23 protein-coding genes are annotated in these 21,303 nt (G+C 67.1%); 7 read left to right on the forward strand and 16 right to left on the reverse strand.

Going from position 1 to position 21,303, the window contains the following annotated elements; genetic code table 11:
- From VJ162_RS00440 to VJ162_RS00460, 5 genes are all read right to left on the reverse strand, one after another.
- On the reverse strand, window positions 1–855 hold the full coding sequence (locus VJ162_RS00440) for a ubiquinol-cytochrome c reductase iron-sulfur subunit (RefSeq protein WP_324661653.1): 855 nt from the start codon (window positions 853–855) through the stop codon (window positions 1–3).
- Window positions 855–1,274 (reverse strand): DUF7318 family protein, encoded by a 420-nt coding sequence (locus VJ162_RS00445; RefSeq protein ID WP_324661654.1) that lies wholly within the window; start codon window positions 1,272–1,274, stop codon window positions 855–857. Before VJ162_RS00445 ends, VJ162_RS00440 begins: the two co-directional genes overlap by 1 nt.
- A complete protein-coding gene (locus VJ162_RS00450) occupies window positions 1,274–1,942 on the reverse strand; it encodes a halocyanin domain-containing protein (RefSeq protein ID WP_324661655.1) in 669 nt (222 codons plus the stop codon). The genes VJ162_RS00445 and VJ162_RS00450 overlap by 1 nt, the downstream gene beginning before the upstream one ends.
- Before the next feature lie 153 nt (window positions 1,943–2,095).
- A complete protein-coding gene (locus tag VJ162_RS00455) occupies window positions 2,096–2,899 on the reverse strand; it encodes a DUF7319 domain-containing protein (protein WP_324661656.1) in 804 nt (267 codons plus the stop codon).
- A 59-nt stretch (window positions 2,900–2,958) separates the two neighbouring features.
- Window positions 2,959–3,123 (reverse strand): hypothetical protein, encoded by a 165-nt coding sequence (locus VJ162_RS00460; protein WP_324661657.1) that lies wholly within the window; start codon window positions 3,121–3,123, stop codon window positions 2,959–2,961.
- Window positions 3,124–3,364: 241 nt separating this feature from the next.
- Here VJ162_RS00460 and VJ162_RS00465 point away from each other — a divergent pair, with 241 nt between their 5' ends.
- The gene (locus VJ162_RS00465) at window positions 3,365–3,847 is read left to right on the forward strand and encodes a DUF7321 family protein (RefSeq protein ID WP_324661659.1); all 483 of its coding nucleotides are present in this window, start codon (window positions 3,365–3,367) and stop codon (window positions 3,845–3,847) included.
- Window positions 3,848–3,850: 3 nt separating this feature from the next.
- Here the strand turns inward: VJ162_RS00465 and nth are convergent, their stop codons facing one another.
- The 3 genes from nth to VJ162_RS00480 all read right to left on the reverse strand — a co-directional run bounded on the left by nth (window position 3,851) and on the right by VJ162_RS00480 (window position 7,539).
- Window positions 3,851–4,534, reverse strand: a complete 684-nt coding sequence (nth, locus tag VJ162_RS00470) for an endonuclease III (protein ID WP_324661660.1) — start codon at window positions 4,532–4,534, stop codon at window positions 3,851–3,853.
- Window positions 4,535–4,573: 39 nt separating this feature from the next.
- On the reverse strand, window positions 4,574–6,253 hold the full coding sequence (locus VJ162_RS00475; RefSeq protein WP_324661662.1) for a sensor histidine kinase: 1,680 nt from the start codon (window positions 6,251–6,253) through the stop codon (window positions 4,574–4,576).
- Between the two features lie 245 nt (window positions 6,254–6,498).
- Window positions 6,499–7,539 carry a tyrosine--tRNA ligase gene (locus VJ162_RS00480; protein ID WP_324661663.1) on the reverse strand — a complete coding sequence of 347 codons (1,041 nt, stop codon included), beginning with the start codon at window positions 7,537–7,539 and terminating at the stop codon, window positions 6,499–6,501.
- 80 nt (window positions 7,540–7,619) lie between these two features.
- Here VJ162_RS00480 and VJ162_RS00485 point away from each other — a divergent pair, with 80 nt between their 5' ends.
- Window positions 7,620–8,057, forward strand: a complete 438-nt coding sequence (locus VJ162_RS00485) for a hypothetical protein (RefSeq protein WP_324661664.1) — start codon at window positions 7,620–7,622, stop codon at window positions 8,055–8,057.
- A gap of 27 nt (window positions 8,058–8,084) precedes the next feature.
- On the opposite strand, the gene VJ162_RS00490 is transcribed toward VJ162_RS00485, so the two are convergent.
- Window positions 8,085–9,509 (reverse strand): PAS domain-containing sensor histidine kinase, encoded by a 1,425-nt coding sequence (locus VJ162_RS00490; RefSeq protein ID WP_324661665.1) that lies wholly within the window; start codon window positions 9,507–9,509, stop codon window positions 8,085–8,087.
- A 167-nt stretch (window positions 9,510–9,676) separates the two neighbouring features.
- Between VJ162_RS00490 and asd the strand changes: the two genes are divergently transcribed.
- Both asd and VJ162_RS00500 read left to right on the forward strand, forming a co-directional pair.
- The gene (gene asd, locus VJ162_RS00495) at window positions 9,677–10,714 is read left to right on the forward strand and encodes an aspartate-semialdehyde dehydrogenase (protein ID WP_324661667.1); all 1,038 of its coding nucleotides are present in this window, start codon (window positions 9,677–9,679) and stop codon (window positions 10,712–10,714) included.
- Window positions 10,715–10,752: 38 nt separating this feature from the next.
- Window positions 10,753–11,136: a hypothetical protein gene (locus VJ162_RS00500; RefSeq protein WP_324661669.1), complete on the forward strand. Its 384-nt coding sequence runs from the start codon at window positions 10,753–10,755 to the stop codon at window positions 11,134–11,136.
- On the opposite strand, the gene VJ162_RS00505 is transcribed toward VJ162_RS00500, so the two are convergent.
- Window positions 11,137–12,090 (reverse strand): D-2-hydroxyacid dehydrogenase, encoded by a 954-nt coding sequence (locus VJ162_RS00505; protein ID WP_324661670.1) that lies wholly within the window; start codon window positions 12,088–12,090, stop codon window positions 11,137–11,139.
- Window positions 12,091–12,247: 157 nt separating this feature from the next.
- Between VJ162_RS00505 and VJ162_RS00510 the strand changes: the two genes are divergently transcribed.
- On the forward strand, window positions 12,248–12,796 hold the full coding sequence (locus VJ162_RS00510) for a response regulator transcription factor (RefSeq protein WP_324661672.1): 549 nt from the start codon (window positions 12,248–12,250) through the stop codon (window positions 12,794–12,796).
- An 81-nt stretch (window positions 12,797–12,877) separates the two neighbouring features.
- The gene (locus VJ162_RS00515) at window positions 12,878–14,233 is read left to right on the forward strand and encodes an NAD(P)/FAD-dependent oxidoreductase (RefSeq protein WP_324661674.1); all 1,356 of its coding nucleotides are present in this window, start codon (window positions 12,878–12,880) and stop codon (window positions 14,231–14,233) included.
- A 396-nt stretch (window positions 14,234–14,629) separates the two neighbouring features.
- On the opposite strand, the gene VJ162_RS00520 is transcribed toward VJ162_RS00515, so the two are convergent.
- On the reverse strand, window positions 14,630–15,799 hold the full coding sequence (locus tag VJ162_RS00520; protein WP_324661675.1) for a zinc-dependent alcohol dehydrogenase: 1,170 nt from the start codon (window positions 15,797–15,799) through the stop codon (window positions 14,630–14,632).
- Window positions 15,796–16,551 carry an SRPBCC family protein gene (locus VJ162_RS00525; RefSeq protein WP_324661678.1) on the reverse strand — a complete coding sequence of 252 codons (756 nt, stop codon included), beginning with the start codon at window positions 16,549–16,551 and terminating at the stop codon, window positions 15,796–15,798. The genes VJ162_RS00520 and VJ162_RS00525 overlap by 4 nt, the downstream gene beginning before the upstream one ends.
- A 162-nt stretch (window positions 16,552–16,713) precedes the next feature.
- Here VJ162_RS00525 and VJ162_RS00530 point away from each other — a divergent pair, with 162 nt between their 5' ends.
- Window positions 16,714–17,010 carry a hypothetical protein gene (locus tag VJ162_RS00530; RefSeq protein WP_324661680.1) on the forward strand — a complete coding sequence of 99 codons (297 nt, stop codon included), beginning with the start codon at window positions 16,714–16,716 and terminating at the stop codon, window positions 17,008–17,010.
- 67 nt (window positions 17,011–17,077) lie between these two features.
- On the opposite strand, the gene VJ162_RS00535 is transcribed toward VJ162_RS00530, so the two are convergent.
- From VJ162_RS00535 to VJ162_RS00550, 4 genes are all read right to left on the reverse strand, one after another.
- On the reverse strand, window positions 17,078–17,932 hold the full coding sequence (locus VJ162_RS00535; protein ID WP_324661682.1) for a CPBP family intramembrane glutamic endopeptidase: 855 nt from the start codon (window positions 17,930–17,932) through the stop codon (window positions 17,078–17,080).
- A gap of 135 nt (window positions 17,933–18,067) precedes the next feature.
- A complete protein-coding gene (locus tag VJ162_RS00540) occupies window positions 18,068–18,607 on the reverse strand; it encodes a DUF1684 domain-containing protein (RefSeq protein WP_324661684.1) in 540 nt (179 codons plus the stop codon).
- Window positions 18,608–18,719: 112 nt separating this feature from the next.
- Complete coding sequence (locus VJ162_RS00545) at window positions 18,720–20,684, reverse strand: AMP-dependent synthetase/ligase (protein WP_407066819.1); 1,965 nt, start codon at window positions 20,682–20,684, stop codon at window positions 18,720–18,722.
- Window positions 20,685–20,798: 114 nt separating this feature from the next.
- On the reverse strand, window positions 20,799–21,254 hold the full coding sequence (locus VJ162_RS00550) for an Hsp20/alpha crystallin family protein (RefSeq protein WP_324661686.1): 456 nt from the start codon (window positions 21,252–21,254) through the stop codon (window positions 20,799–20,801).
- Window positions 21,255–21,303 lie beyond the last annotated feature (49 nt).

The following is a 21,303-nucleotide window of genomic DNA, read 5'->3' on the forward strand; positions in this document are numbered from 1 at the left end:
TTATCCATCGGTCTGTGGCGGGCGGGGCAGCGCCACGAACTGTTTCTGGACGGGGCTGAACGGGTCGTACACCGACTGGTGACACTGGCAGTAGATGCCGTTGGCGCCACCGAAGTTCGCGCTCCCCTCCTGTGTCTTGAAGCCGGGGACACAGCAGAAGTGCGTACACTTGTTGAGCCAGGCGAGAAAGCCCTGGTCCGTCGCTTCGGAGATGAAGTCCTGGACGGGACCGGGGAGGTCGGTGTTCCCGTTGGCCATCTCCTCGATTCGCTTCGAGCGGATTACCTGAACTTGAAGGCTGTCATCTTCGGTCGTACGCCAGTCGACGGCCGCGGGCTTGCCGATTCCGTCCTTCCCGATACCGTTGCCCCACTCCTGGTAGTCGTCGAACATGTCGACAGTCAGGGGCTCGCCATCTTCGTACTCTCCCTGCCACTCGAACGTCCCGGACTTGTTGAGGAAGGCGTTGTCGGCTTCGGTCTGCGGGTAGACCGGCGGTTTGCTCTGGACGCCGCAGTACTGAAACCACGCCGAGGAGTAGTCGATGCCGCTCCCGGCGAAGTCCTTGCTGATAGCGAGTCCTTCTTCTTCGTCGTACTCCGGCCAGACACCGGATAGCTCGCCGCCGTCGATTTCGATGGGGATTATCGGCATCCCGCGCGGGGCGGGGCCGTCGGTGTTCTCCACGCCGATGAACGTCGTGGTCCCGCCACCCTCACCGGAGGAACTGGTCAGTGAGTCCGCCGCCGCCGCGCCGCCGACGCCGACGGCAGAGAGGGCTGCACTACCCACGACACCCGATACGAACCGTCGTCTGCCTGTCTCAGCCGGATACTTGTCTTCGTCTAGTGGCATTATTTCTTGTAGTAGGGGTAGATAGCGCGTTTGACTGTCTCAACGAGTTGGTCCTTATCGGCCATGCTGGTCCCGTCGACATCGTCCTGGCGGATGTAGAGGTCCTCCCACTTGCGTCGGCGCTTTTTGACGATCATCACGTCAGGGAGGAACTCCTTGCGATACAGCAACATGATGAACGCCAGGTCGATGAAGATGGCAGTCAGGACGCCACCGAGGAACATGTTGGCCTCGATGAGGCTGACCGTCAGCGTCGGCCCGATACCGGACGCCCAGCCGGAGATCATCCCGTAGGTGAAGAGCCCGACGAGCCCGACCTGGATGATGGTCAGCAGGACGATGCCGACCGCCGCGGCCGTGCTCTCGCGCGGGGGCTCGTACCGGTGGATATCGCCGTAGGTGGAGCCTTCCGAGGCCATCAGTTGTTCCCTCCGCTGGTGTGGGGCGACTCACCGTACTTCAGCTGGAAGAAGGTGAAAATGAGCGGGATGATGACCGCAAGCCCCGCCCCGAAGCCGACGTAGTGTGGCTGGATCGGGACGCCCGCGTAGTGGGGGTCGACCTCGACGGGGCCGCCGCCGCCCAGCGACTGGGTCGGGTAGTCCTCGCCGACGACGATGGAGCCCTTCATGTTGAGCCCCTCGTGGGGGACACAGATGTAGTTGTAGATGCCGTCGGACTCGAAGGTGTGTTCGTAGTTGACACCGGCACTGCTCGTTGCCTCCCCGGAGTCGAGCGGTCCGTCGCCGTCGGAGACGACGTTGTGGCCGCCGCCTTCGCCGGTCCACTCCCACTGGACCGTCGCGCCGTTGTCGACGTGGACTGCGGGCGGACCGAACCCGTAGGCCCCGCCGTTTGCCTGTACGCCGACCTCGACTGTCACTGAGTCCTGTCCCGTCGCGTCGACGGTGCTTCCGGGACCGCCGAAGTTCCCGACGGAGTCGAGGAAACCGCCGTAATCCGGGGCTGTGTCGCCGCCGCCGGACTCGGTGCCCTCCTCCTGGGCCGCGGCCGGGCCGGCAGCGCCGAGGGCCGCCACGCCGGCCGTGGCACCCCCGGCTGTCTGGACGAATTCCCGCCTGTTCATGTTCATCCGGATTTCAGGACTGTGTTTGTATAAACCCACCGGATACCACCCGCAGGAACCGTTACGCACCGACTTCGTCGGCGTCCTCGCGCTCCTCGTCGGCCTCACTCGCGGCGTCGCCGCTCGTGTCTTCTGAGGCCTCCATGGTCGGCCTCACTCTCCCCGGTCGTCCTCGGCTCCGAGCTCGGGAACGAAGTCGGGGCGCTCGCCGTCCTCCAGCCCGATAGCGCGCAGCCGGTCGCGGTACTCCTCGGCCCGGAACTTATCGGAGAGGCGCGCGTTCGCGACGGTGAAAAACAGCACCAGCGAGACACCGATGAACGCGAGCCCGCCCACGACCAGAAACTCGATGTTCGTCCCCGGGCCCCCCAGTCCGAACACACCGACCAGTGCGAACACTGCCCCCGCAAGCATCGCCAGGCCGGCGAGCAGCTGCACGCCGGCGATGACCTGTAGCATGCGGTTACCGAGTTCGCCCCCGCCCTGTGGGACCGCCTCGGGCTCGGGCAGCGGGTTGTCCGGCACCGACTCGGGCACGTCGTAGCTGTCCATCGAACACAGCGCGACGGTCGGTTTCACGTCCCGAAGGACGGTCCCCTCGCCCTCGACCGAGCCGTCAGGGTAGACGATGGCGTACCCCTCGTCGGAGTAGGCCAGCACGCGCGGGGGGTTCTCGCTTCGTTCGATGCGCGCGAACACGTCCCGGTTGGCCACCCGGCTCCGGAGGTCCCGCTCGACGCGGGAAAGCAGGTCCTCGCCGGTTATCCAGGAGTCCTCGTCGAAGGCGACGTCCCACTCCTCTGCGGTCATCTCGGCCATATCGGCCGGGCCGAAGTCGTCGAAGTCGTACTTCTCTTCGACCTGCTTGCGCAGCGCCTCGACGTCCTCGGAATCGGTTTCCGTGGGACTCCCGTCGTCCTGTCCCGCTCGCACCTGCTCGTCCGAGGAATCGCTCATCGGCCCGACCTACGTGGGGCGTGCCCGTTAGCGTGACGATTGCCGGCCCCGCGAGTCGACTAGCCGAAGTAGAGAACGCCGCCGCCGGAGGGCAGGTACTCGGTCTGACAGGCCTGGCAGGTCAGCATCCCGAAGCGGTCGAAACACTGCTTTTCGACCTCACAGATCTCACAGGTCGCGAGTTCGCCGTAGTAGAATTCGCTCCGTTTCGTCGGGGTGTTCATGCCACCCGTGCCAACGTCTCGACGGCTTGCCGATCCAATCATTGTCTGATCATACGTATCGGTTCTACCGGGATAAGTCTATATCTGCACGGTTTTTCAGCGATATTAGCAGTTATATGGATACTATACGCCGAAAAAGTTGGTCGAAGTGGCTACTATGTGGGCCGCACGGACGACCACGGAACCGGCGGCTGGTCGGCGTATCCGGCACGTTTTAGCGGGTCCTGCCCTAACGCCGCGCATGGTGTCGGACGCGCTGATCGCATCCGTCGTGTTCGTGTCGGTGAGTCTCAGTTTCCCGTGTTTCCTGTACGGCGCGTACTACATCATCGAGACCGAGCCGGTCACGTGGGGTGTGCTCGTCCACCACCTGAAGTTCGTCGGCACCGGGCTCACGCTGACGACGGTGCCGATGCTGTTGTGGATGGTGCCGCGGCTCCCGGACCAGCTCGGCGGACTCTCCGCCGTCCACGCCTATCTCGGCCTGCAGGCGTACGCCCTGTTGCTGTTTGGCGGGACGGGTATCGTCCGCATCTTCCGGGCGAAACGCCGCCACGACCTCTACAACGACTACGACCAGGACCTGCTCATGGACGAGATCGGGGGCGAGCAGATGGACCACTGGCGCTCTCGGCTTCGCATCGGCGTCTTCGGCTACGTCATCTTCTGGATGCTCGCTTACGTCGTCGGCACGGCCCGCTATGTCATCCGGTACGTGATCTGAGACTCACCACGCCTCGCCCGAGGCGAGGTCGACGTCGCTGTCGCCTTGCTCGGAGGGGCAGATGTCGGCCAGCGTACACTCCCCGCACTCGGCCGAGCGGGCGCCACAGACGGCCCGCCCGTGGTCGATGAGCAGGTGTGTGAACTGCTGCCACTCGCTCTCGGGGACGATATCGAGCAGGTCCTGCTCGATGGCCTCGGGCCGTTTTTCCTCGGTCAGGCCCAGCCGGCGGGAGATGCGCTGGACGTGGGTGTCGACGACGATGCCCTCGACGATGTCGTGGCCGTGCTGGAGGACGACGTTGGCGGTCTTGCGGCCGACGCCCGGCAGGTCGGTCAGGTCGGTCATGGTGTCCGGTACCTCGCCGTCGTGGTCCGCCACGATCTGCTCGCCGATGCCCTTCAGGTAGCCGCCCTTGTTGTTGTGGAAGGTGATCCCGTAGATGTCCTCCGCGAGCTGCTCCTCGCTCGCTTCGGCGTAGTCTTCGGGCGTCTCGTATTTCTCGAAGAGCTCCTGTGTGACCTCGTTGACGCGCTCGTCGGTACATTGGGCCGAGAGGACGACCGCGACGAGCAGCTCCAGCCGGTTCGCGTAGTTCAGCGAGATAGTCGAGTCCGGGTACGCCTCGTGCAGTCGGTCGACGACTGCCTCGGCCTGTTCCTGGCGACTGGCAAGCGGTGTTCCCATACCGCTGCCTGTGGACCGCGGACCTTTGGGTTATCGTTCTCACTCTCGGGGCAGGACCAGCGTGAACACGTTCCCGTCCTCGTACCGGTACTCGATGTCGCCGTTCAGCGCGTTGAGACACCAGTTTACGACCCAGAGCCCGATACCCTGGCCGTGTTGCAGGGGGGTTTCGTCGGCCTCGCGCAACACTGCGATCTCGCCGTCGGCGATCCGGTCGTTGTCGTCGCGGACTTCGATCCGTGTCACCGAGTCGTCCTCCGGCCCCGCCCCCACGGTAATCCACACTCGGGGGTCCCTCCCCGAGGCGTGTTTCAGCGCGTTCTCCGTCAGGTTCGACAGCGCCAGCTCCAGCACCTCCGGCTGGGCGTGGGCCGTCGGGTCCGCGATGGCGACCTCGGTCGTTATCGTGGCGTTTGGGTACTGCAACAGGAACTCCTCGCGCACCGTCGCGACCACCTCGTCGAGCGCGACCGGGCCGGCATGGCGGACCTGTTCCTGCAGGCGGTCGAACTCGCGGACCTTCTCGCCGATGGAGAGCAACCGGTCGCCGGCGCGGACGATTGTCCCGGCCTGTGTCTGTAACGCCGGCTCCTCGACGCTGTCTTCCAGCGACGCTGCGAACCCCTGGATGACGGTCATCTCGTTGCGGAGGTTGTGTCTGAGCACGCGGTTGAGGACGGACAGCTGCTGTTTGCGCCGCCGCTCTTCCTGGAGGTCGTACAGGACGAGCATCCCGCCGACCGGGCCGCCGTCCGGGTCCGAAAGCGGGGTGTAGGAGACGGCGAACGTCCCGCCGCGTGCGCCCTCTATGTCCACCTCACCGGTCTCTTTCAGCGTCGACAGCGTGACGCCGGTCAGTCGCTCCAGCGCCACCGGGAGGGCAGCCGTCTCTCCGAACACCGCCTCGGCGCTGTCGTTCAGCTTGACGACCTCCTCCTGTGTGCCGAGGACGATGACCGGCTCGGTCAGCGAGTCCAGCCCCGTCTGCTCGGCGACCCGCTGTGTCGCCGGGTTCGTATCGAACATGTGGGTCCCGACGAAGGCATAGACGTCGAGCGAGACGTGGACGACCATCAGCGGCGCCGTGAGATGCAACTGGGGCACCGGTCCGAGTTCGAACAGCCACAGCAACACGCCGACGGTCGGGGGCACCGTACTCAGGATGACCGCGGTCACCTCCCGGCGGTACAGCGGCCCGTAGCTGATAATCGCGCCCACGAGCAACAGCGACCCGACGGCGGCGGTCCCGACACAGAACAGAATGGCGAACACCCCCCACGGCTGGATGGCGTACTGGACCGTCGCCAGACCGAACACCGGGTCGAGGCCGAACTGGGTCCAGACCAGCCCGTGTGCGGCGTTTGTCGCGGTCAGCGCGACAGTCAGGAGCGGCACGAACATGACGACGGCAAACAGCGGGCTCCGGATGAGGTCCGCGCGGCCGGTGTAATCGAGGCCAAAGGCCAGGAAGAACGGGCCCATGAAACACATGCTGATAAACGCCGCCGTCTCGAAGACGACCCGGAGCGCGGGGTCGAAGACGAGGAGCGAGAGCCCGTAGGTGAGACAGAACGCCGCCACATTGGCGATGTTGCCCATGAACCACGCCGCCCCCGGCTTCTCGCGGTAGCCATAGAGATACTGCAGCAGGTACACCGCGCCGAGGCCAGCGGCTATCGAGGCGGCGATTACCCCGATACCGACCAGCCCCGGTCTCATCCGACCTCGCGGTCGGCAGCGACTGGGGCGGTCCCGCCTGTGGCTCCCGGCCGCGCGACTGTCGTCCGCCACCGCCCCGTCGACACACCTGCTCGTGACATTCTCGCACCCACCATATCCTCCCTCGGAGATATAACACTACTCCAAAACGACGCCGAACTTGCGTCCCACTCGGCCACACACACGACCGGCCGGCCCCGGCCGGGACCGTCCGAACGCTCCGAGTCGCCGGCGCGTACCGGCCGTCACTCCGCGCCGTACTCGTCGGGGTAGGCCTCGGCCAGCAGCTCGGGCTCGTCGGTCAGGCGCTCGCGCACCGGGTCGATGACGTCGGAGATGGCCGCGCCGGCGGCGGGTTTGAGGTCCGCGGGGTGGAGTTCGCCCGAGAGGAAGTCCGCCTCGACCTCCTCGTAGCTCTCGTAGGTGAGGTCGCCGCCGTACTCCTCGGGTCGCTCGACGACGAAGGGTTCGTCGTCGACCGCGAGGACGGGGAAGACGAGGTGCTCGAGGTATTCGAGGACGCCGTTGTCCTCAACCTCGCCCGCGGGACAGTACGCCTGTCCGATCTTCTCTTCGACTTCCTCGGGGCTGTCGGTCAGGTTCACTTTCGAGGCCGCGTCAGAGGCGCTCATCTTCCCGCCCGACAGGCCCGAGAGCAGCGGCGCGAACACGCAGACGGGCGCGTCGCCGCCGTGGTCGGGGAGGACCTCGCGCGAGAGCATGTAGATGCCCCGCTGGTCGACCCCGCCGTAGGCGATGTCCGCATCGAGGGCCTTCACGTCCAGGGTCTGCATCAGCGGGTAGATGAGCCCGCCGAGGTTGGGGCTCTCCGATTCGCGGACGACTTCGCTTGCGGCCCGCTGGCTGCGCGCGATGGTCGTCTCGGCGGCCATCCGGTACATCTCCAGGGTGTACTCCTCGTCTAGCTGGAAGTCGGTGCCCCGGACGAACTCGACGTCCTCCGGGTCGGCGCCGGCCGCGTCTATCATCCCTTCGATAGCCGTCTCGTAGTAGTCCGAGCGGGCGTCGAGCAGGTCGAACGGGCTCTTGTTGTCGTCAAGATGGGCGTGGAGGTCGGCGATGAGGACGGTGACCTCAACGCCCGCCCGCAGGAAGTCCGCGAGCTTGCGCATCGTGGTGAAGTGACCGATGTGCATCTCGCCAGTGGGCGCGTAGCCGATGTAGGCCGTCGGGTCGCCGGCCTCGAACAGTTCCTCGAGTTCCGCCTCTTTGACGACCTCCTGTGTGTGTCTGCTCACGAGGTCGATTCGCTCGGCCGTGTTCATACCTCGACTCCCGGGGCCGGCGATTAAAACCTTTCAGTCCCGAACGGAGTACCCAAGTCCGTCGAGTCCTACCCTCGACTATGTACACCGGCAAGACGGAGAAGGCGTGTTGCCTCTGTGGGAACCCCGACACCAGCAGCCGGCTGGACCTGCCGCCGAGAGCGGTCCCGCTGATGCGTCATTCGGGGGCCATCGCCTGGCGGGACATCGTCGGCGAGGTGTCCATCTACTTCTGTGCGTCGGACTGGGAGACGGTCCGGGAGCTCGTCCTCGAAACCGGGATGAGCCCGCTGTCGCGGTGCAACGTCGCCCGGGCCTCCTTTGACCTGCGCTCTGACTTCGAGGCGCTGCTCAACGAGGTCCGCGACGAACCCGACCACTCCGACCTGGAAGCCGAGATGCGCGCCGACGCCGAGCGCGTCCTCGAAAACCGCGAGGACCCGTACGTCGACGAGCGCGATGTCGTCGAGGCACGCGTGATTCAGTGGGCCTTCGAGGACACCGAGGCGTCGGCCTGAGCGCCCGGTGTCGCGTCGCGGTCCGGGCTAGTCGGTGTCCGACGCCGAGTTGTCGACCGGCGTGGTCCGGGGCCGGGCCGAGAACTGCACCCGTATCCGGTTGCCCGCCGCCTCGCTGTCGACCGTTATCGAGCCGTCCATCAGCTCTATCACCCAGTAGACGAGCCACAGTCCGAGGCCGGTGCTGTGGTAGATGTCGCTCATCTCGTACTCCCCTGTCAGCACCTGCGCCTCGTTGTCGGGGATCGGGGGTGCGTCGTCACGCACTTCGACGACGACGCGTTCGCCCTCCGGGCGCACGGTCACGTCGACGTGGGGGCGGTCCCGGTCGCTGTGGCGCACCGCGTTCTCGAGGAGCTCGGTGATACCGTGCTGTAGGTGCGGTATCGCGTACGCGGGCACCGAGGCCGGTCCGGTGACGTCGATGCTCGCCGCGTCGAACCGCTCCGTGACAATCGTGGCGCTCCGGTCGGCGATGTCACGGATGTCCCGGGTCTCAAAGCGGACGTCGTTGGTCAGCACGTCGATGATGTCACGCTGTTTCTCCGCCGTCGCCAAGAGGTCCTCACCGGTCCGGCGGATGACGGCCACGCGCTCGCTCGTCTCCGGCGCCGTCTCCCCGATGTACTCCGCCTGTCCCAGGATGGTCGTGAGGTCGTTGCGGAGGTTGTGTCGCAACAGCTTGTCCATGACATAGAGCTGGCGGCTGCGGCGCTTTCGGTCGGTGATGTCCCTGGTGAAGCCGGTGATACGGACGACCTCGCCGTCCTGCACGATGGGTTCGGCCTGTACCCACACCCAGACGTCGTCGTCCACGGAGTTGACGCGGTACTCGATGTCGACGGACTGCCCCGCTGTGAGCCGGTCCATCGCCTCCTCCACGCAGGGTCTGTCCTTGGGGTGGACCGTCGCCAGAAACGCCGACGGGTCCTCGCGGAGCCGGTCGATCGGTTTCCCGTAGACGGACTCGTAGGCGGGGTTGACAAAGAGGAGCTCGGACCAGTCAGCGGAGAACATCCAGAGGACGTCCCCGGCCGTGGCGGCGATCTCTTTCAGCCGGGTCGCCGTCGCCTCGCGCTCGCGTTCGGCGGCGACGCGGTCGTCTATGTCTCTGGAACTGACGACGTAGCCGTCCAACCGCTCGTCGGTGAGGTTCGACATCCGGCTCTCCAGCCACACGTAGGACCCGTCTGCGGTGCGGAACCGGTACTCGACCGTGATCTCGGTGTAGCTCTCGGCGGCGATGGTCCGCTCGAAAGCGTCTCTCGTCTTCTCGACTTCCTCCGGGTGGATGTAGTCGAAGATGGGCTCGCCGACAAGCGCGGCCGGGTCGTAGCCGAGGCGACGTTTCACCGCGTCGTTGGCGTACGTGACCTCACCCCGCTCGTCCACGAGGAGAATCTTATCACGCACGTGGTCGATCAGGACGCCAAACAACGCTGACTGGTCCATCTACTGTAGTATATGTGGGAATCATGTTAAAACAATCTCATAGTTGAAACTACGCTTTTCTCCCGACGGTTGCCGGGCACGGGCACACGTCGGCCCGGGTTCGACGGCCGTGCCAACGCGGGACAATACCCAAACGGTTTTGAGTACCGGAAGCAGACGGTGACTCAATGTCTGTACGCGTAGGCGTCCTCGGTGCCACAGGGGCAGTCGGACAGCGACTTATCCAGCTACTCGACCCGCATCCGGAGTTCGAGATCGCCGCACTCACCGCGAGCGAATCCAGCGCCGGGAAGCCGTATCGGAAGGCCGCCAAATGGCGCGTCGACGCGCCCATCCCGGACGACGTCGCGGACATCCAGGTCGGCGCGACGACCCCGGAGTCCGTGCCCGACGACGTGGACCTCATCTTCTCCTCGCTTCCCTCGGGTGTCGGCGCGGAGGTCGAACCGGAGTTCTGTGAGGCCGGCTACGTCGTCTCCTCGAACTCCTCGAACGGCCGGATGGACGACGACGTCCCCCTCACCATCCCGGAGGTCAACGCGGACCACGTCGACCTCATCGAGGTCCAGCGCGACGAACGGGGCTGGGACGGCGCCCTGCTGAAAAACCCCAACTGCTCGACGATTACGATGGTCCCCGCACTGGAGGCGCTCGACCGCGCCTTCGATCTGACGGACGTGCGCGTCTCGACGCTGCAGGCGGTGTCGGGCGCGGGGTACAACGGCGTCTCCTCGATGGAGATCATCGACAACGCCATCCCCCACATCGGCGGCGAGGAACAGAAGATGGAGACCGAGTCCCGGAAGCTGCTGGGTAGCTTCGACGGCGCCGAGGTCCAACTCCACGACATGGACGTGGCCGCCTCCTGCAACCGCATCCCGACACTCGACGGCCATCTTGAGAACGTCTGGGCCGACACGGCCGAGGACATCTCCCCCGAGGACGCCGCCGAGGCGATGGAAGCGGTCACCGGCGTCGACCTCCACTCCTCGCCCGACCGGCTCATCAAGGTCTTCGAGGAGCCAGACCGCCCACAGCCCCGCCTCGACCGCAACACCGAGGGCGGCATGGGCGTCGCTGTCGGCGGATTCCGCGAGACGACCGACGGCGTCCAGTTCAACTGCCTCGCCCACAACACGATGCGGGGCGCCGCCGGCGCGAGCATCCTGAACGGCGAGCTGCTCGACAAGCGCGGCTACCTGTAGGCCGGCACACTCTTTTCGCCGGCACCAAAAGGGCGGCGATGGTCTCCCGCGATAGCAAGGTCCAAGTCGCCGTCGTCGTCGCCACGATGGCGCTCGCGACGCTCTGGGTACGCTTCGGAACGACGGACACAGTCTCGTCGGGGCTCTTCGTCGCCGCCTGCTACGTCTTCCTCTTTGCCGGCTCCCACGCGTATCTGGCCACGCGAGGCGACGGCGAGGCCGTCCCAGTCGCCGCCCGCTGGCGGTTCGTCGCGGTGGTCAGTTTCGCCGTCGCTGCCGTACTGGTTGGCAACAGTTACAGCGGGGTCGAGCTGGGCAACTGGCAACTTTCGACAGCCGTCTGGGCGCTCGTAGCGGTCGTCTTCGGCGCCTACGTCGCCTACGAGGCCCGCGACGGCTATCGGACGAGCCGCGGGCCGTAGCTACAGGTCGACCTGATTTTGCAGCCCGTCCCACGACCCCGTCTCCTCGGCCCGTCGGACGTTCTCCGCGACGATGTCGGCCAGTCGCTCGTAATACTTCGGCGTGTGGCCGGCGTTGTGGGGCGTAAGCAGGACGTTCTCGAAGTCCCACAGCGGGTGGTCGCCGGGGAGCGGTTCGGGGTCGGTCACGTCCAGGACGGCGCTGCCGACGTGGTTGCGGTGGAGGGCGCCGACCAGCGCGTCGGTGTCGACGACCGGGCCGCGGGCGACGTTCACCAGCACGCAGTCCGGGTGCATCGTCCGCAGCAGCGACCCGTCGACGAGCCCGCGCGTCTCGGCGGTGAGCGGGCAGGCCAGCGCGACGTATCGCGCGTCGGCGACCGCCTCGTGGATTTCCTCGTAGCCGAACACCTCGTCCGCGGCCGTTTCTTTCGCCGGGGAGTGGCGCACGGCGACGGTCTCCACGCCGAAGCCGTCCAGCCGGTCGAGGATGGCCTCTCCGATGGCGCCGACGCCGACGACACAGACGCGGCTCCCGGCGAAGTCGCTGGCCTGGAAGGCCTGCCAGACGCTCCGGCGCTGCTGGCGGCGCGCCTGGGGGAACCCCCGAGCCATCGACAGCCACGCGCCGACGACGTACTCCGCGATGTTTGGCCCGTGGACGCCCGAGGCGGTCGTCAGGGCGACGCCGCGCTCGGCCAGCGCCGACAGGGGCAGGTGGTCGTAGCCGGCGTAGGTGCTGGCGAACAGCCGTAGCCCGTCGGCCTGCTCCAGCAGCGACTCGTCGATGGCACTGCCCGTGACGACCGCCGCGTCGGCTACGAGGTCGCGCTCGGCGGCCGGTGTCCGCGCGACTGCGACCTCGCGGCCGGGGAGGCGCTCGCGCAGGGCTGTGGCGTACTCCGCGGTGGGCATACCGTGGACGCTGTGACGGCGGACGACGATATCGGGCATAGCAGTGACGTCGACCGGCGGCGTCAAAACGGTGGCGCAGCGTCGCGAGCGAAATTCCCAAATTGCTGCCGAGAGGCCGATAAACGGCAGATTAAACGGTTTTGAATCGTCTAAACGGTAGGCGGTGTATATGCGATAGCCGCCCAGTTACTCTGGTATGACAGGGACCGCCGGGACGGTGCTGGCAGCCGACGACGATAGCGACATGCGCTCGCTGTACCGCTGCTGGCTGGCGCCGTCATACGACGTTCGGCTGGCGGCCGACGGCGATGAGACGCTCCGGAAACTCGACGAGACGGTCGATGTCGTCGTGCTGGACCGGGAGATGCCCAGGCGAGACGGTGTAGACGTCGCACACGAACTGGAACAGCGGGATACAGACGCGGCGGTCGTGATGATAAGCGGCGTGGAGCCGGACGTCGACCTCCTCGACATCCCGGTCGACGACTACCTCCAGAAACCGTCGTCGCGGGAGACGGTCACAGCGCACATCGAACGCGCCGCCGCCATCGCCGAGTGCTCGGACCGGCACCGTCGGCTTATTGCCTTCGACAGGCGCCGCCAGATTGTCGAGTCCGCCGTGTCAGAGCACAGACTCGCCCGGAACCCGCAATACCAGCGCACCGTCGACCGGCTCGACGGCGACAGTCCCGAACTCGAACAGGCCCGGAAAGCTGTTCCGACCGCCGCGAACGCGGAGCAGTAGTCGGCGGCAGCCGCGACGCCGTGGTCGCCACCGCGCGACAGAGACAATAGGTTTTAGCCGCCGGGGGGCACCGTAGCGGGTATGGAAGACGTAGACGTGGCCGTCGTCGGCGGTGGTCCGGCGGGCTCGTCGGCCGCGCAAGCGGCCGCCGCCCGCGGCGCCGAGGCCGTCGTGCTGGAGAAAGGCGTCCCCCGGGCCGACCGCGCCGGCCGCGGACCGGACTCGACGGACGCCGCCGGGTTGCTCGACTACTGGCTCGACATCATGGGCTATGCGCCCGACGAGATCCCCGACGACATCGTCCTCAGCGAACTGGCGGGCGCGAAGTTCTACGGCCCCGACTCGGAGCTGGCGCTGACCGAGACCGGTATCGACGCCGAGTACGACGGCTTCGGCTTCACGTTCCACCGCGCGAAGTTCGACGACTGGCTCCGCGGCCGGGCAGAAGACGCCGGCGCCGACTACCGGGTCGGCGTCTCCGTCACGGGCATCGATACCGAACTCGCCACGTCGCCTCGCCACACCGTCCACCTCGCCGACGGCGAGGACATCCGGACGGATTACGTCGTGCTGGCCGACGGCCCACAGCGGACCGTCACCGGACCGACGCTGGACCAGTTCCTGTTAGACCGGACCATGGGCGATATCATGCCATCCAACGAGGCCAACCACATCGCCTACCAGGAACACCGCCGGATGCCCGAGGAGCTGTTCGACCCCGAGTTCATCGAGTTCTGGTGGGGGATGATGCCCGGCCACACGGCCTACCCGTGGATATTCCCGAACGACGACAACGTCGCCCGCATCGGTCTGACGATGCCCATCGGGCTCGACATCGACGACTACGAGCAAAGCGAGTGGGCGCTTTTGCGCGCGGACGACGAGGGGATTCCCCGCGGCGCCCAGTACATCGAGCGCCTGCTCGAACAGCAGTTCCCCGGCTACGACCTCGCGGACTTCCCCGTCGTCGAGGAGCGCGGGAAGGCCAAGGGGACCGAGACCTATCCCATCTCCTCGACGCGCCCCATCGAATCGCCCGCCGGCGCCGGCATCGCCGTCGTCGGCGGCGCGATGGGCGCGACCTCCGCCTTCCACGAGGGCGGCGACCACGTCGCGGTCCGTACCGGCAAGATAGCGGGGCGGCTCGCGGCCGACGAGTCCATGGAGCGCTACAACCGCGAGTGGCACGCCGCCATCGGCGACGAGGTACTCAGAAACGTCACCTTTGCCGATCTGGTCCGGGACTGGCGGCCCCGCGACTGGGACCGCGCGTTCAGGACCGCCAACGACCTGATGGACGCCCGCGGCATCAAGGCCGACGCGGCGCTTCGCGGCGGCCTGCACGGGCTCCAGCTCGTCGCCCAGTACAAGTGGGGGAAGTTCGGCTACCGGGACGGCCGCTACGTCCAGCTCCGGGAAGCCGACTACGCCATCTGAACTCCTGGCCGGCCGAGCGCCACCCTTAGATACCGGCGGCGTCTAGCGCCGGTGCGTGCCTTTAATCCCCGGCCGAGGCCCCCCTCGGGGGACGATGAGAGACCGGAGAACCCGGGCGCGGTACATCCGGCGGCGTTACCGCCAGGACTGACGGCCCGAACCGTCCGCGTAGCGGCCGTAAGCCGCTCGACTGGCCGTCGAAAACCGCCCGATTGCGGTCGTAAACCGCGCGCCTCGTCGGCTTCCGCCGGCTTGGCAATCGGTGGCGACTTCGTCGCCACCCGCCCGGCACGAGGGTTTGCCGGCTGACGTGGCACACCGCCGAGGATGATGCCGGACGTTAGTGTTCCGGGCGCACATTTCACGGCCCAAACCCCAGCCACAGCGCTCGGCCGCTCAGGGCCGCAGGACCACCTTGATACAGTCGTCTTCCTTGTGGTTGAACGTCTCGTACAGCTCCGGCCCCTTCTCCAGGGGCGCGTCGTGGGTAACGACGAAAGAAGGGTCGACGTTGCCCGACTCGATCTGGTCCAGCAGCGGCCCGAGATACCGCTGGACGTGGGTCTGGCCGGTCTTGACCGTAATTCCCTTGTTCATCAGCGGCCCCATCGGGAAGTTGTCCGCGCGGCCGACGTAGACCCCGGGGACCGAGAGCGTCCCGCCCTTGCGACAGCACCGAATCGCCTCGCGCAGCACGGTCGGACGGTCGTCCTCCAGTTTCAGCCGCTGTTTCACCTGGTCGGAGGTCGCCACGACCCCGGTGCCGTGGGCGTCCGTCCCGACGGCGTCGATACAGCTGTCCGGGCCGCGCCCCCCGGTCAGGTCCATCAGGCGGTCGTAGACGTCCTCGTCCTCGTAGTCGATGGTCACCGCGTCGCCGTGCTCGCGGGCCATCTCCAGCCGTTCGGGAACCCGGTCGATGGCGACGACGCGGTCCGCCCCGAGCAGGTCGGCGCTCTGGATGGCGAACTGTCCGACCGGACCACACCCCCAGACTGCGACGGTGTCGTTCTCGTCGATGTCGGCGTTCTCGGCGGCCATGTGGCCCGTCGGGAAGATGTCCGAGAGGAACAGCACCTGCTCGTCGGTGAGGTCCGACTCGATTTTCACCGGCCCCACGTCAGCGTGGGGGACCCGGAGGTACTCGGCCTGTCCGCCGGCGTAGCCGCCCATCATGTGGGAGTAGCCAAAGAGGCCGGCCGGCGAGTGACCCATCACCTCGCGGGCGAGCTCGGCGTTCGGGTTGGTGTTGTCACACAGCGAGTACAGGTCGTTCTCGCAGAACCAGCAGGCGCCACAGCTGATAGTGAAGGGGACGACGACGCGGTCCCCCTCTTCTATGGTCTCGACCTCTTCGCCGACCTCGACGACCCGGCCCATCGGTTCGTGGCCCAGCACGTCGCCCTCCCGCATCGACGGCACTCTGCCGTGATAGAGGTGGAGGTCGGAGCCACAGATGGCGGTGGCCGTCACCTCGATGACGGCGTCCGTCGGGTTGACGACCTCCGGGCGGGGGACCTCCTCGACGCGGACGTCTTGCTTCCCGTGCCACGTGAGCGCTCTCATACGGTCTCACCTGACCCGCGGCCCGAGGGGTTCCGGTCGAGCGTCGGCACCTCGCCGGTCTCGACCAGGCTCTTGAACCGGTCCAGCGCGGCTCCCACAAGCGCCTCCGGCGCGATATCGAACTGTTCGAGGGCGGCGCTGCCGAGCGTCCCGCCCGGCGGGTCGAAGGCGACCGAGAGCGTGACAACGGTGCCCCGGTCCCCGGGCGCCTCCTCGAAGCGGACTGCCCCCTCGTTGGGCAGGACGGCGTCCGTCGGCGTCTCCCAGCGGACGACCTCGCCGGGCTCGTCGGCCACGACGCTGGTCTCCCAGCCGATGTTCTGGCCGTACGGCCCGTGGACCGTCCACCGGAACCGGTCCCTGTCGACTGGGCTCACGTCGGCGAAGTGCCCCAGTATCTCCGAGAAGGTCCCGGGGTCGCGCCACCGGTCGTAGACCTCGTCGGGCGTCCCGTCCACCGTTATCGAGCGGCGGACGGCCGTCTCGCGGGGCGCCGCTCGCTCGCTGTCGGTCCCGTCTGTGAACGCCCGCTTCACCCGGGACACACCGCCCAGGGCACTGAACACCAGGGCGCCGCCGCCCAGCGCCGTGGCCGCCCCGCGGCGGGAGCGCCGTCTGCGGCCGTGGTCGATCAGTGCGGCCCCGAGTACTAGCTGTCCGCCCCGTGTCAGTGTCTTCGGGAGCAGCTCGCGTTCGGCGCGCGTCCCGTCCCGGTGTCGCTCCTGTTCGTTCTGTGGTTCTGGTGTCGCCATTGGTGTGTCTCCCGCCGACTGCCGGCGATTTCGGGCGGCCACACGCGTGGCCCCGGGCTGGGAAAGGGCGGTTACGGGATTAGCGGTGCTGCCGGCGAATCAAGGCCCCTTATACGCGTCGCGTCGCCACCCTTTTTGTCCGTCTCACGCGACCCTCTCGGCATGACCGACGACACCGACCCCGGGTCGAACCTCAAGCAGTGGAAGGAGACGATGCAGGCCGAACACGAGGAGGCCATCCACAGTCCCGACCCGGACGAGGACCACCGCATCGAGGGCGTCTCGCAGGTCAGCTACCGCGTCTCCTTCGAGTACGACCCCGACAGCGGGTCACTGGAGCGGGCCGACCGGGAACAGGTCGACGAACTCGCGGACCCGGAACTGCTCTCCTGTGTCTGTGGCGTCCGCGGGATGACCCCCGAGGAGGCGACGGCCCACGTGGAGGCCGTCCGCGAGTAACGTCGTCATACTGGTCGGAAAGGCATTCGCGGGGGCGAATTCCGTCAGTTCGGTACAGCCACCAGTATCAGCCGGCCAGCCCGAGCAGGGCCTGCCCCTGCTGGAGCTCCTCGCCGACGGTCAGGCTGACATAGAGGATGGTAAACAGCGTTGCGTTGTACAGCCCGTGTATCAGCGACGGGACGACGATGTTGTCGGCGAACTCGTAGGCGACGCCGAAGACCGTCGCGGTGCCAAAGAGGATGGCCACGACGACCAGGTTGCCAAGCAGCGAACCGCCGACGAGGGCGACGATGTGCAGCGCCGCAAAGAAGAGGGAGGCGATGGCGATGCCCGGCACGCGGCTGAACCGCTCGCGGATGCGCCCCTGGACGACGCCCCGAAAGAGCAGTTCCTCGCCCGGGCCGATGAGGAGGACCGACGCCGGAATCAACAGCAAGAGCAGCTCCGGGTTCGTCTGTCCGAGCTCCGCGGCGGCGTTGTTCCCGGTCTGTATCGGCTCGCCCCGGACGTTCTGGACGACGGTCAGCACGACGCCCGAGAGCATCACCCAGACGATGGCCGCGGCGTAGCCCGCGAGGACGACACCGACCTGACGGAGGCTCGGCACCGAGACGGGGATTCCGAACGGCTCCCCGTCCCCACCGATGTTCAGCGCGTCCCGGACGCGCGGGGCGATGACCGGCCTGAGCTTGTAGTAACTCAGTGCGACACCGCCACAGCCGATGCCCTGGACGAACACGAGGCTGAGGACGAGGAAGGCAAAGCCCGAAAGCTCCGCCCCGGTGACGAGCCCGATACCGACGACCGTCAGGACGAGCAACGCGAACCCGAGTGCGAGTCCGCCGGCCCCGAGACTCAGCGCGGAGACCAGCGCGATAGCCGACTGGAGGCGGGGACGCTCGCGCGACGCGGTTGACATACCTATCCGTAGCAACGACGGCCTCAAAAGCCGTTCCCTCCGGCAGCCGTTCTCATACGGGTTATCGTAGATTAGTTCCGGATATCGCCGACCACGGGGTCGGCGAGTACCGGTAAATCGCTACACGAATCCGTATCACGCCGTCCGCTCGCCGGCCTCGACCGCCACGTCAAGCCAGTTCGCCTCGGGCGGGAGCGGACAGGAGAAGGTGTTGCTGTAGGCACAGAAGGGAGCGTAGGCGAGGTTGAAATCGAGCGTCACGGTGTCGCCGTCGGCCAGTTCCCCCTCGTGTTCGAGCTCCATGTACCGGCCCTTCGAGTAGGTCTGCTGGCCCGTGGTCTTGTCCCGGAACGGGACAAACAGCTGCCCGGGGTCGTCGCCGGCCTGCCGGTATCCCTGGAGGGTCGCGGTCTCGCCGTCGATATCGAACTCGAAGGTGACGACGTGGAGGTAGCGGACGACGCGGCCGTCGGTCGTCTCCATCTCCACGGGGTCGGGGTCGTCGTGGCTGGTCACCGCTGCCTCGACGCGGTAGGCCGGGTCGGGGTCGAAGTACGACAGCCCGTCGAAGTCGTCCCGTTCCTCGGGTGGTATCGGGGACTGGGGGTGGTCGGCGAAGAAGTCGTCCTTCTCGGCGCGGTTCCGGCGGAGCTGCTCGGCGTAGTCGTCGGTCATGCTCGCTCTATCCGGCCGAGCCGTTTCAGTGCGGCGGTGCTGTGTCCCGCTCGGACATACTGTCGCGGGGCTGGGACTAGTTCGCCCGGCGGGCTGACGGTGCCGGTGGCCATCACGACCGCTCGTCGTAGATGGCGTCGACTGCGGCCTCGAACTCCTGGTGGATGTTGCGGCGCTTCTTCTTCATCGACGGTGTCAGCAGGTCGTTGCGCGTGGTCCACTCCTCGGGGACCAGCTCGAAGGCCTTGATGCGTTCGGTGCGTTCGAGGTCGGCGTTGACCGCGTCGACGGCCGCCTGCACCCACCCGCGGACGGCCTCGTGGTCACACCGCGCCGCCGGATCCTCCGGCAGGTCGACCCCCTCCTTCGCTGCGAGGCGTTCTATCTCCTCGAAGTCGGGGACGACGAGCGCGCCGACGAACTTCCGGTCGTCGCCGACGACCAGTATCTGGTCGACCACGTCGACCGTCGCGAACCGGTCCTCGATGGGCTGGGGCGCGACGTTTTTCCCGGTCGAGAGGACCAGCAGCTGCTTGATGCGGTCATGATACACCAGAAAGCCGTCCCCGGTCTGTTCGACGACATCGCCGGTGCGAAACCAGCGACGGCCGTCCCGTTCGGTGAAGCCGCGTGTCGTCCCGCCGGGGTCGTTCCAGTACCCCTCGGTGACGTTCGGACCGTCGACGAGCAGTTCGCCCAGGCGGCCGCTGGCCTCGTCGAACTCCGTGGCGTCGACGACGCCCTCGTCGATGTAGGTGTCCAGTTCGGTCACGGGGTAGCCAAGCGTCCCCGGTCTGAGGTCCTCCGGCGGGTTGATGGCGACGACCGGCGCCGTCTCGGTGAGGCCGTACCCCTCGACGATGTCGACGCCCATCCCGATGAACGTCTCACACAGCGACTTCGAGAGGCTCCCGCCGCCGCTGACCATGAACTCCACCTCCCCGCCCAGCCCCTCACGGACTGTGCTGTAGACGAGGCGGTCGGCCAGCCCGTGCTGGAGTGACAGCGCGGCCCCGGGGTCGTCGGCCCGCGCGTACGCCCGAGCGACGCCGACCGCCCACTCGAAGATGCGTTCCTTTACCGTGGATTCGCCGGCCTGCTCGCGCATCCGCCGGAAGATGCGCTCGTAGACGCGGGGGACGCTTGCACCCATGTGCGGGCGCACCTGCCGGAGGTCGTCGGCGAGCGTATCCGGGCTCTCCGCGTAGCAGACGGTGACGCCAGAGGCGTACATGAAGAAGTGGCCCGCCAGCCGCTCGAAGACGTGCGCCAGCGGGAGGAAAGCGATAGAGCGCTTTCCGGCCGCGACCGTCGGGAGGTCGGGGTCCTTGTCCGGACGGGGACCCAGCCGCCGCCTGGTCTGGTTGACGTTCGCCCGGAAGTTCCGGTGGGTCAGCTTCACCCCTTTCGGCCGCCCGGTGGTGCCGGAGGTGTAGATGATGCTCGCGAGGTCGTCGACCGACCGGTCGGACAGCCACGACTCGTAGGCGCTGGCCTCGAAGGCCGCTTCGCCCCGGTCGTAGACCTCCGCGAGCGTGAGCACGTCCCCGCGGTCGGGCGCGCAGTCGTCCATCGTGACGACGGCGTCGAGGGAGAGGTCGTCCTCGACCGCCAGCACGCGATCCAGCTGGTCCTCGGTGCCCACGACCGCCAGCTCGGCGTCCGGGTCGTCGAGCAGGTACTGCACCTGCTGTTCCGAGGAGTCGGTGTACACTGTCGTCACGACGCCGCCGGCCGAAAGCACCGCGAAGTCAGCGAGCGCCCACTCCATCCGCGTCGACGCGAACAGCCCCACGCGGGTGTCGGCGGTCACGCCCAGGTCGTGGAAACCGGCGGCCAGATACCGCACCAGCTCGCCCAGCCGCTCGTAGCTGACGGCGCCGTACTCGCCGTCGGGCGGCCCCGGGAGAACCTCGCCGGTCAGCGAGCGGTCGTAGATGCCGCCCTTGTACCGCTGGGCGTCCCGGTCGGCGTTGCGCGCCGCCGTCGCCGCCAACAGTTCGCCGAGCGTGTCCATCTCGGTGACCGCGTCGTCGTAGGCGGCCTCCGCCTCGTACCAGCCAGGTGTCGCGCCCATTTTGTCGTTAGTTCACCGAGGATGGACAAGTAGGTAGTGGATGTTAACACACTACACGTTGGAAACCGTTTCAAAACCGGATAGCAACTGCCGGACCCGATAGCACCCCGACGTTCACTCGATGTGAATGTCCGTGCCCGCGTCCTCGGACGCCGTCACCGCAAACCGGACTTCCAGTACCCCGTTGTGGTAGCTCGCGGTCACCGCGTCCGGGTCGGTGTGGCTCGGGAGCGCGATCCGCTCGTCGACCCGCCGGCTCCGGTAGCTCATCCCGTCCCCGACCTCGTGTTCGCCGCTGAGGTGGAGGTAGTCGCCGTGGAGGCGAACCGAGAGGTCGTCCCGGTCGAAGCCGGGGAGGTCAGCGAGGACGACGAAGCCGTCGTCGGTCTCCTCGACGGAGACGCCGGCGTCCCACCCGCCGGCGTCGTACTGGGTCGGCTCTCTGGACCCGTCGTCGTGCTGGCCGTCGCCGAGTTGGCGACCCTGGGGACGCCACGCACCGAACATCTCCCGGCGCATCTGGTCGAAGAACCGGTCCATGCCGTCGAAGGGGTGTCGCTGTTCTCTCATAACAACCTTATATTAGTCGAGAGAGTATATAAACAGATATAGACGTGTG

This window comes from Haloarcula sediminis, from assembly GCF_035656455.1.
In the GTDB taxonomy this organism is placed as follows: domain Archaea; phylum Halobacteriota; class Halobacteria; order Halobacteriales; family Haloarculaceae; genus Haloarcula; species Haloarcula sediminis.

Bases quoted from the DNA above. Each gene is read 5' to 3' on its own strand.
- VJ162_RS00440 (WP_324661653.1), bottom strand. From the start codon at position 855: ATGCCACTAGACGAAGACAAGTATCCGGCTGAGACAGGCAGACGACGG.
- VJ162_RS00445 (WP_324661654.1), bottom strand. From the start codon at position 1,274: ATGGCCTCGGAAGGCTCCACCTACGGCGATATCCACCGGTACGAGCCC.
- VJ162_RS00450 (WP_324661655.1), bottom strand. From the start codon at position 1,942: ATGAACAGGCGGGAATTCGTCCAGACAGCCGGGGGTGCCACGGCCGGC.
- VJ162_RS00455 (WP_324661656.1), bottom strand. From the start codon at position 2,899: ATGAGCGATTCCTCGGACGAGCAGGTGCGAGCGGGACAGGACGACGGG.
- VJ162_RS00460 (WP_324661657.1), bottom strand. From the start codon at position 3,123: ATGAACACCCCGACGAAACGGAGCGAATTCTACTACGGCGAACTCGCG.
- VJ162_RS00465 (WP_324661659.1), top strand. From the start codon at position 3,365: ATGGTGTCGGACGCGCTGATCGCATCCGTCGTGTTCGTGTCGGTGAGT.
- nth (WP_324661660.1), bottom strand. From the start codon at position 4,534: ATGGGAACACCGCTTGCCAGTCGCCAGGAACAGGCCGAGGCAGTCGTC.
- VJ162_RS00475 (WP_324661662.1), bottom strand. From the start codon at position 6,253: ATGAGACCGGGGCTGGTCGGTATCGGGGTAATCGCCGCCTCGATAGCC.
- VJ162_RS00480 (WP_324661663.1), bottom strand. From the start codon at position 7,539: ATGAACACGGCCGAGCGAATCGACCTCGTGAGCAGACACACACAGGAG.
- VJ162_RS00485 (WP_324661664.1), top strand. From the start codon at position 7,620: ATGTACACCGGCAAGACGGAGAAGGCGTGTTGCCTCTGTGGGAACCCC.
- VJ162_RS00490 (WP_324661665.1), bottom strand. From the start codon at position 9,509: ATGGACCAGTCAGCGTTGTTTGGCGTCCTGATCGACCACGTGCGTGAT.
- asd (WP_324661667.1), top strand. From the start codon at position 9,677: ATGTCTGTACGCGTAGGCGTCCTCGGTGCCACAGGGGCAGTCGGACAG.
- VJ162_RS00500 (WP_324661669.1), top strand. From the start codon at position 10,753: ATGGTCTCCCGCGATAGCAAGGTCCAAGTCGCCGTCGTCGTCGCCACG.
- VJ162_RS00505 (WP_324661670.1), bottom strand. From the start codon at position 12,090: ATGCCCGATATCGTCGTCCGCCGTCACAGCGTCCACGGTATGCCCACC.
- VJ162_RS00510 (WP_324661672.1), top strand. From the start codon at position 12,248: ATGACAGGGACCGCCGGGACGGTGCTGGCAGCCGACGACGATAGCGAC.
- VJ162_RS00515 (WP_324661674.1), top strand. From the start codon at position 12,878: ATGGAAGACGTAGACGTGGCCGTCGTCGGCGGTGGTCCGGCGGGCTCG.
- VJ162_RS00520 (WP_324661675.1), bottom strand. From the start codon at position 15,799: ATGAGAGCGCTCACGTGGCACGGGAAGCAAGACGTCCGCGTCGAGGAG.
- VJ162_RS00525 (WP_324661678.1), bottom strand. From the start codon at position 16,551: ATGGCGACACCAGAACCACAGAACGAACAGGAGCGACACCGGGACGGG.
- VJ162_RS00530 (WP_324661680.1), top strand. From the start codon at position 16,714: ATGACCGACGACACCGACCCCGGGTCGAACCTCAAGCAGTGGAAGGAG.
- VJ162_RS00535 (WP_324661682.1), bottom strand. From the start codon at position 17,932: ATGTCAACCGCGTCGCGCGAGCGTCCCCGCCTCCAGTCGGCTATCGCG.
- VJ162_RS00540 (WP_324661684.1), bottom strand. From the start codon at position 18,607: ATGACCGACGACTACGCCGAGCAGCTCCGCCGGAACCGCGCCGAGAAG.
- VJ162_RS00545 (WP_407066819.1), bottom strand. From the start codon at position 20,684: ATGGGCGCGACACCTGGCTGGTACGAGGCGGAGGCCGCCTACGACGAC.
- VJ162_RS00550 (WP_324661686.1), bottom strand. From the start codon at position 21,254: ATGAGAGAACAGCGACACCCCTTCGACGGCATGGACCGGTTCTTCGAC.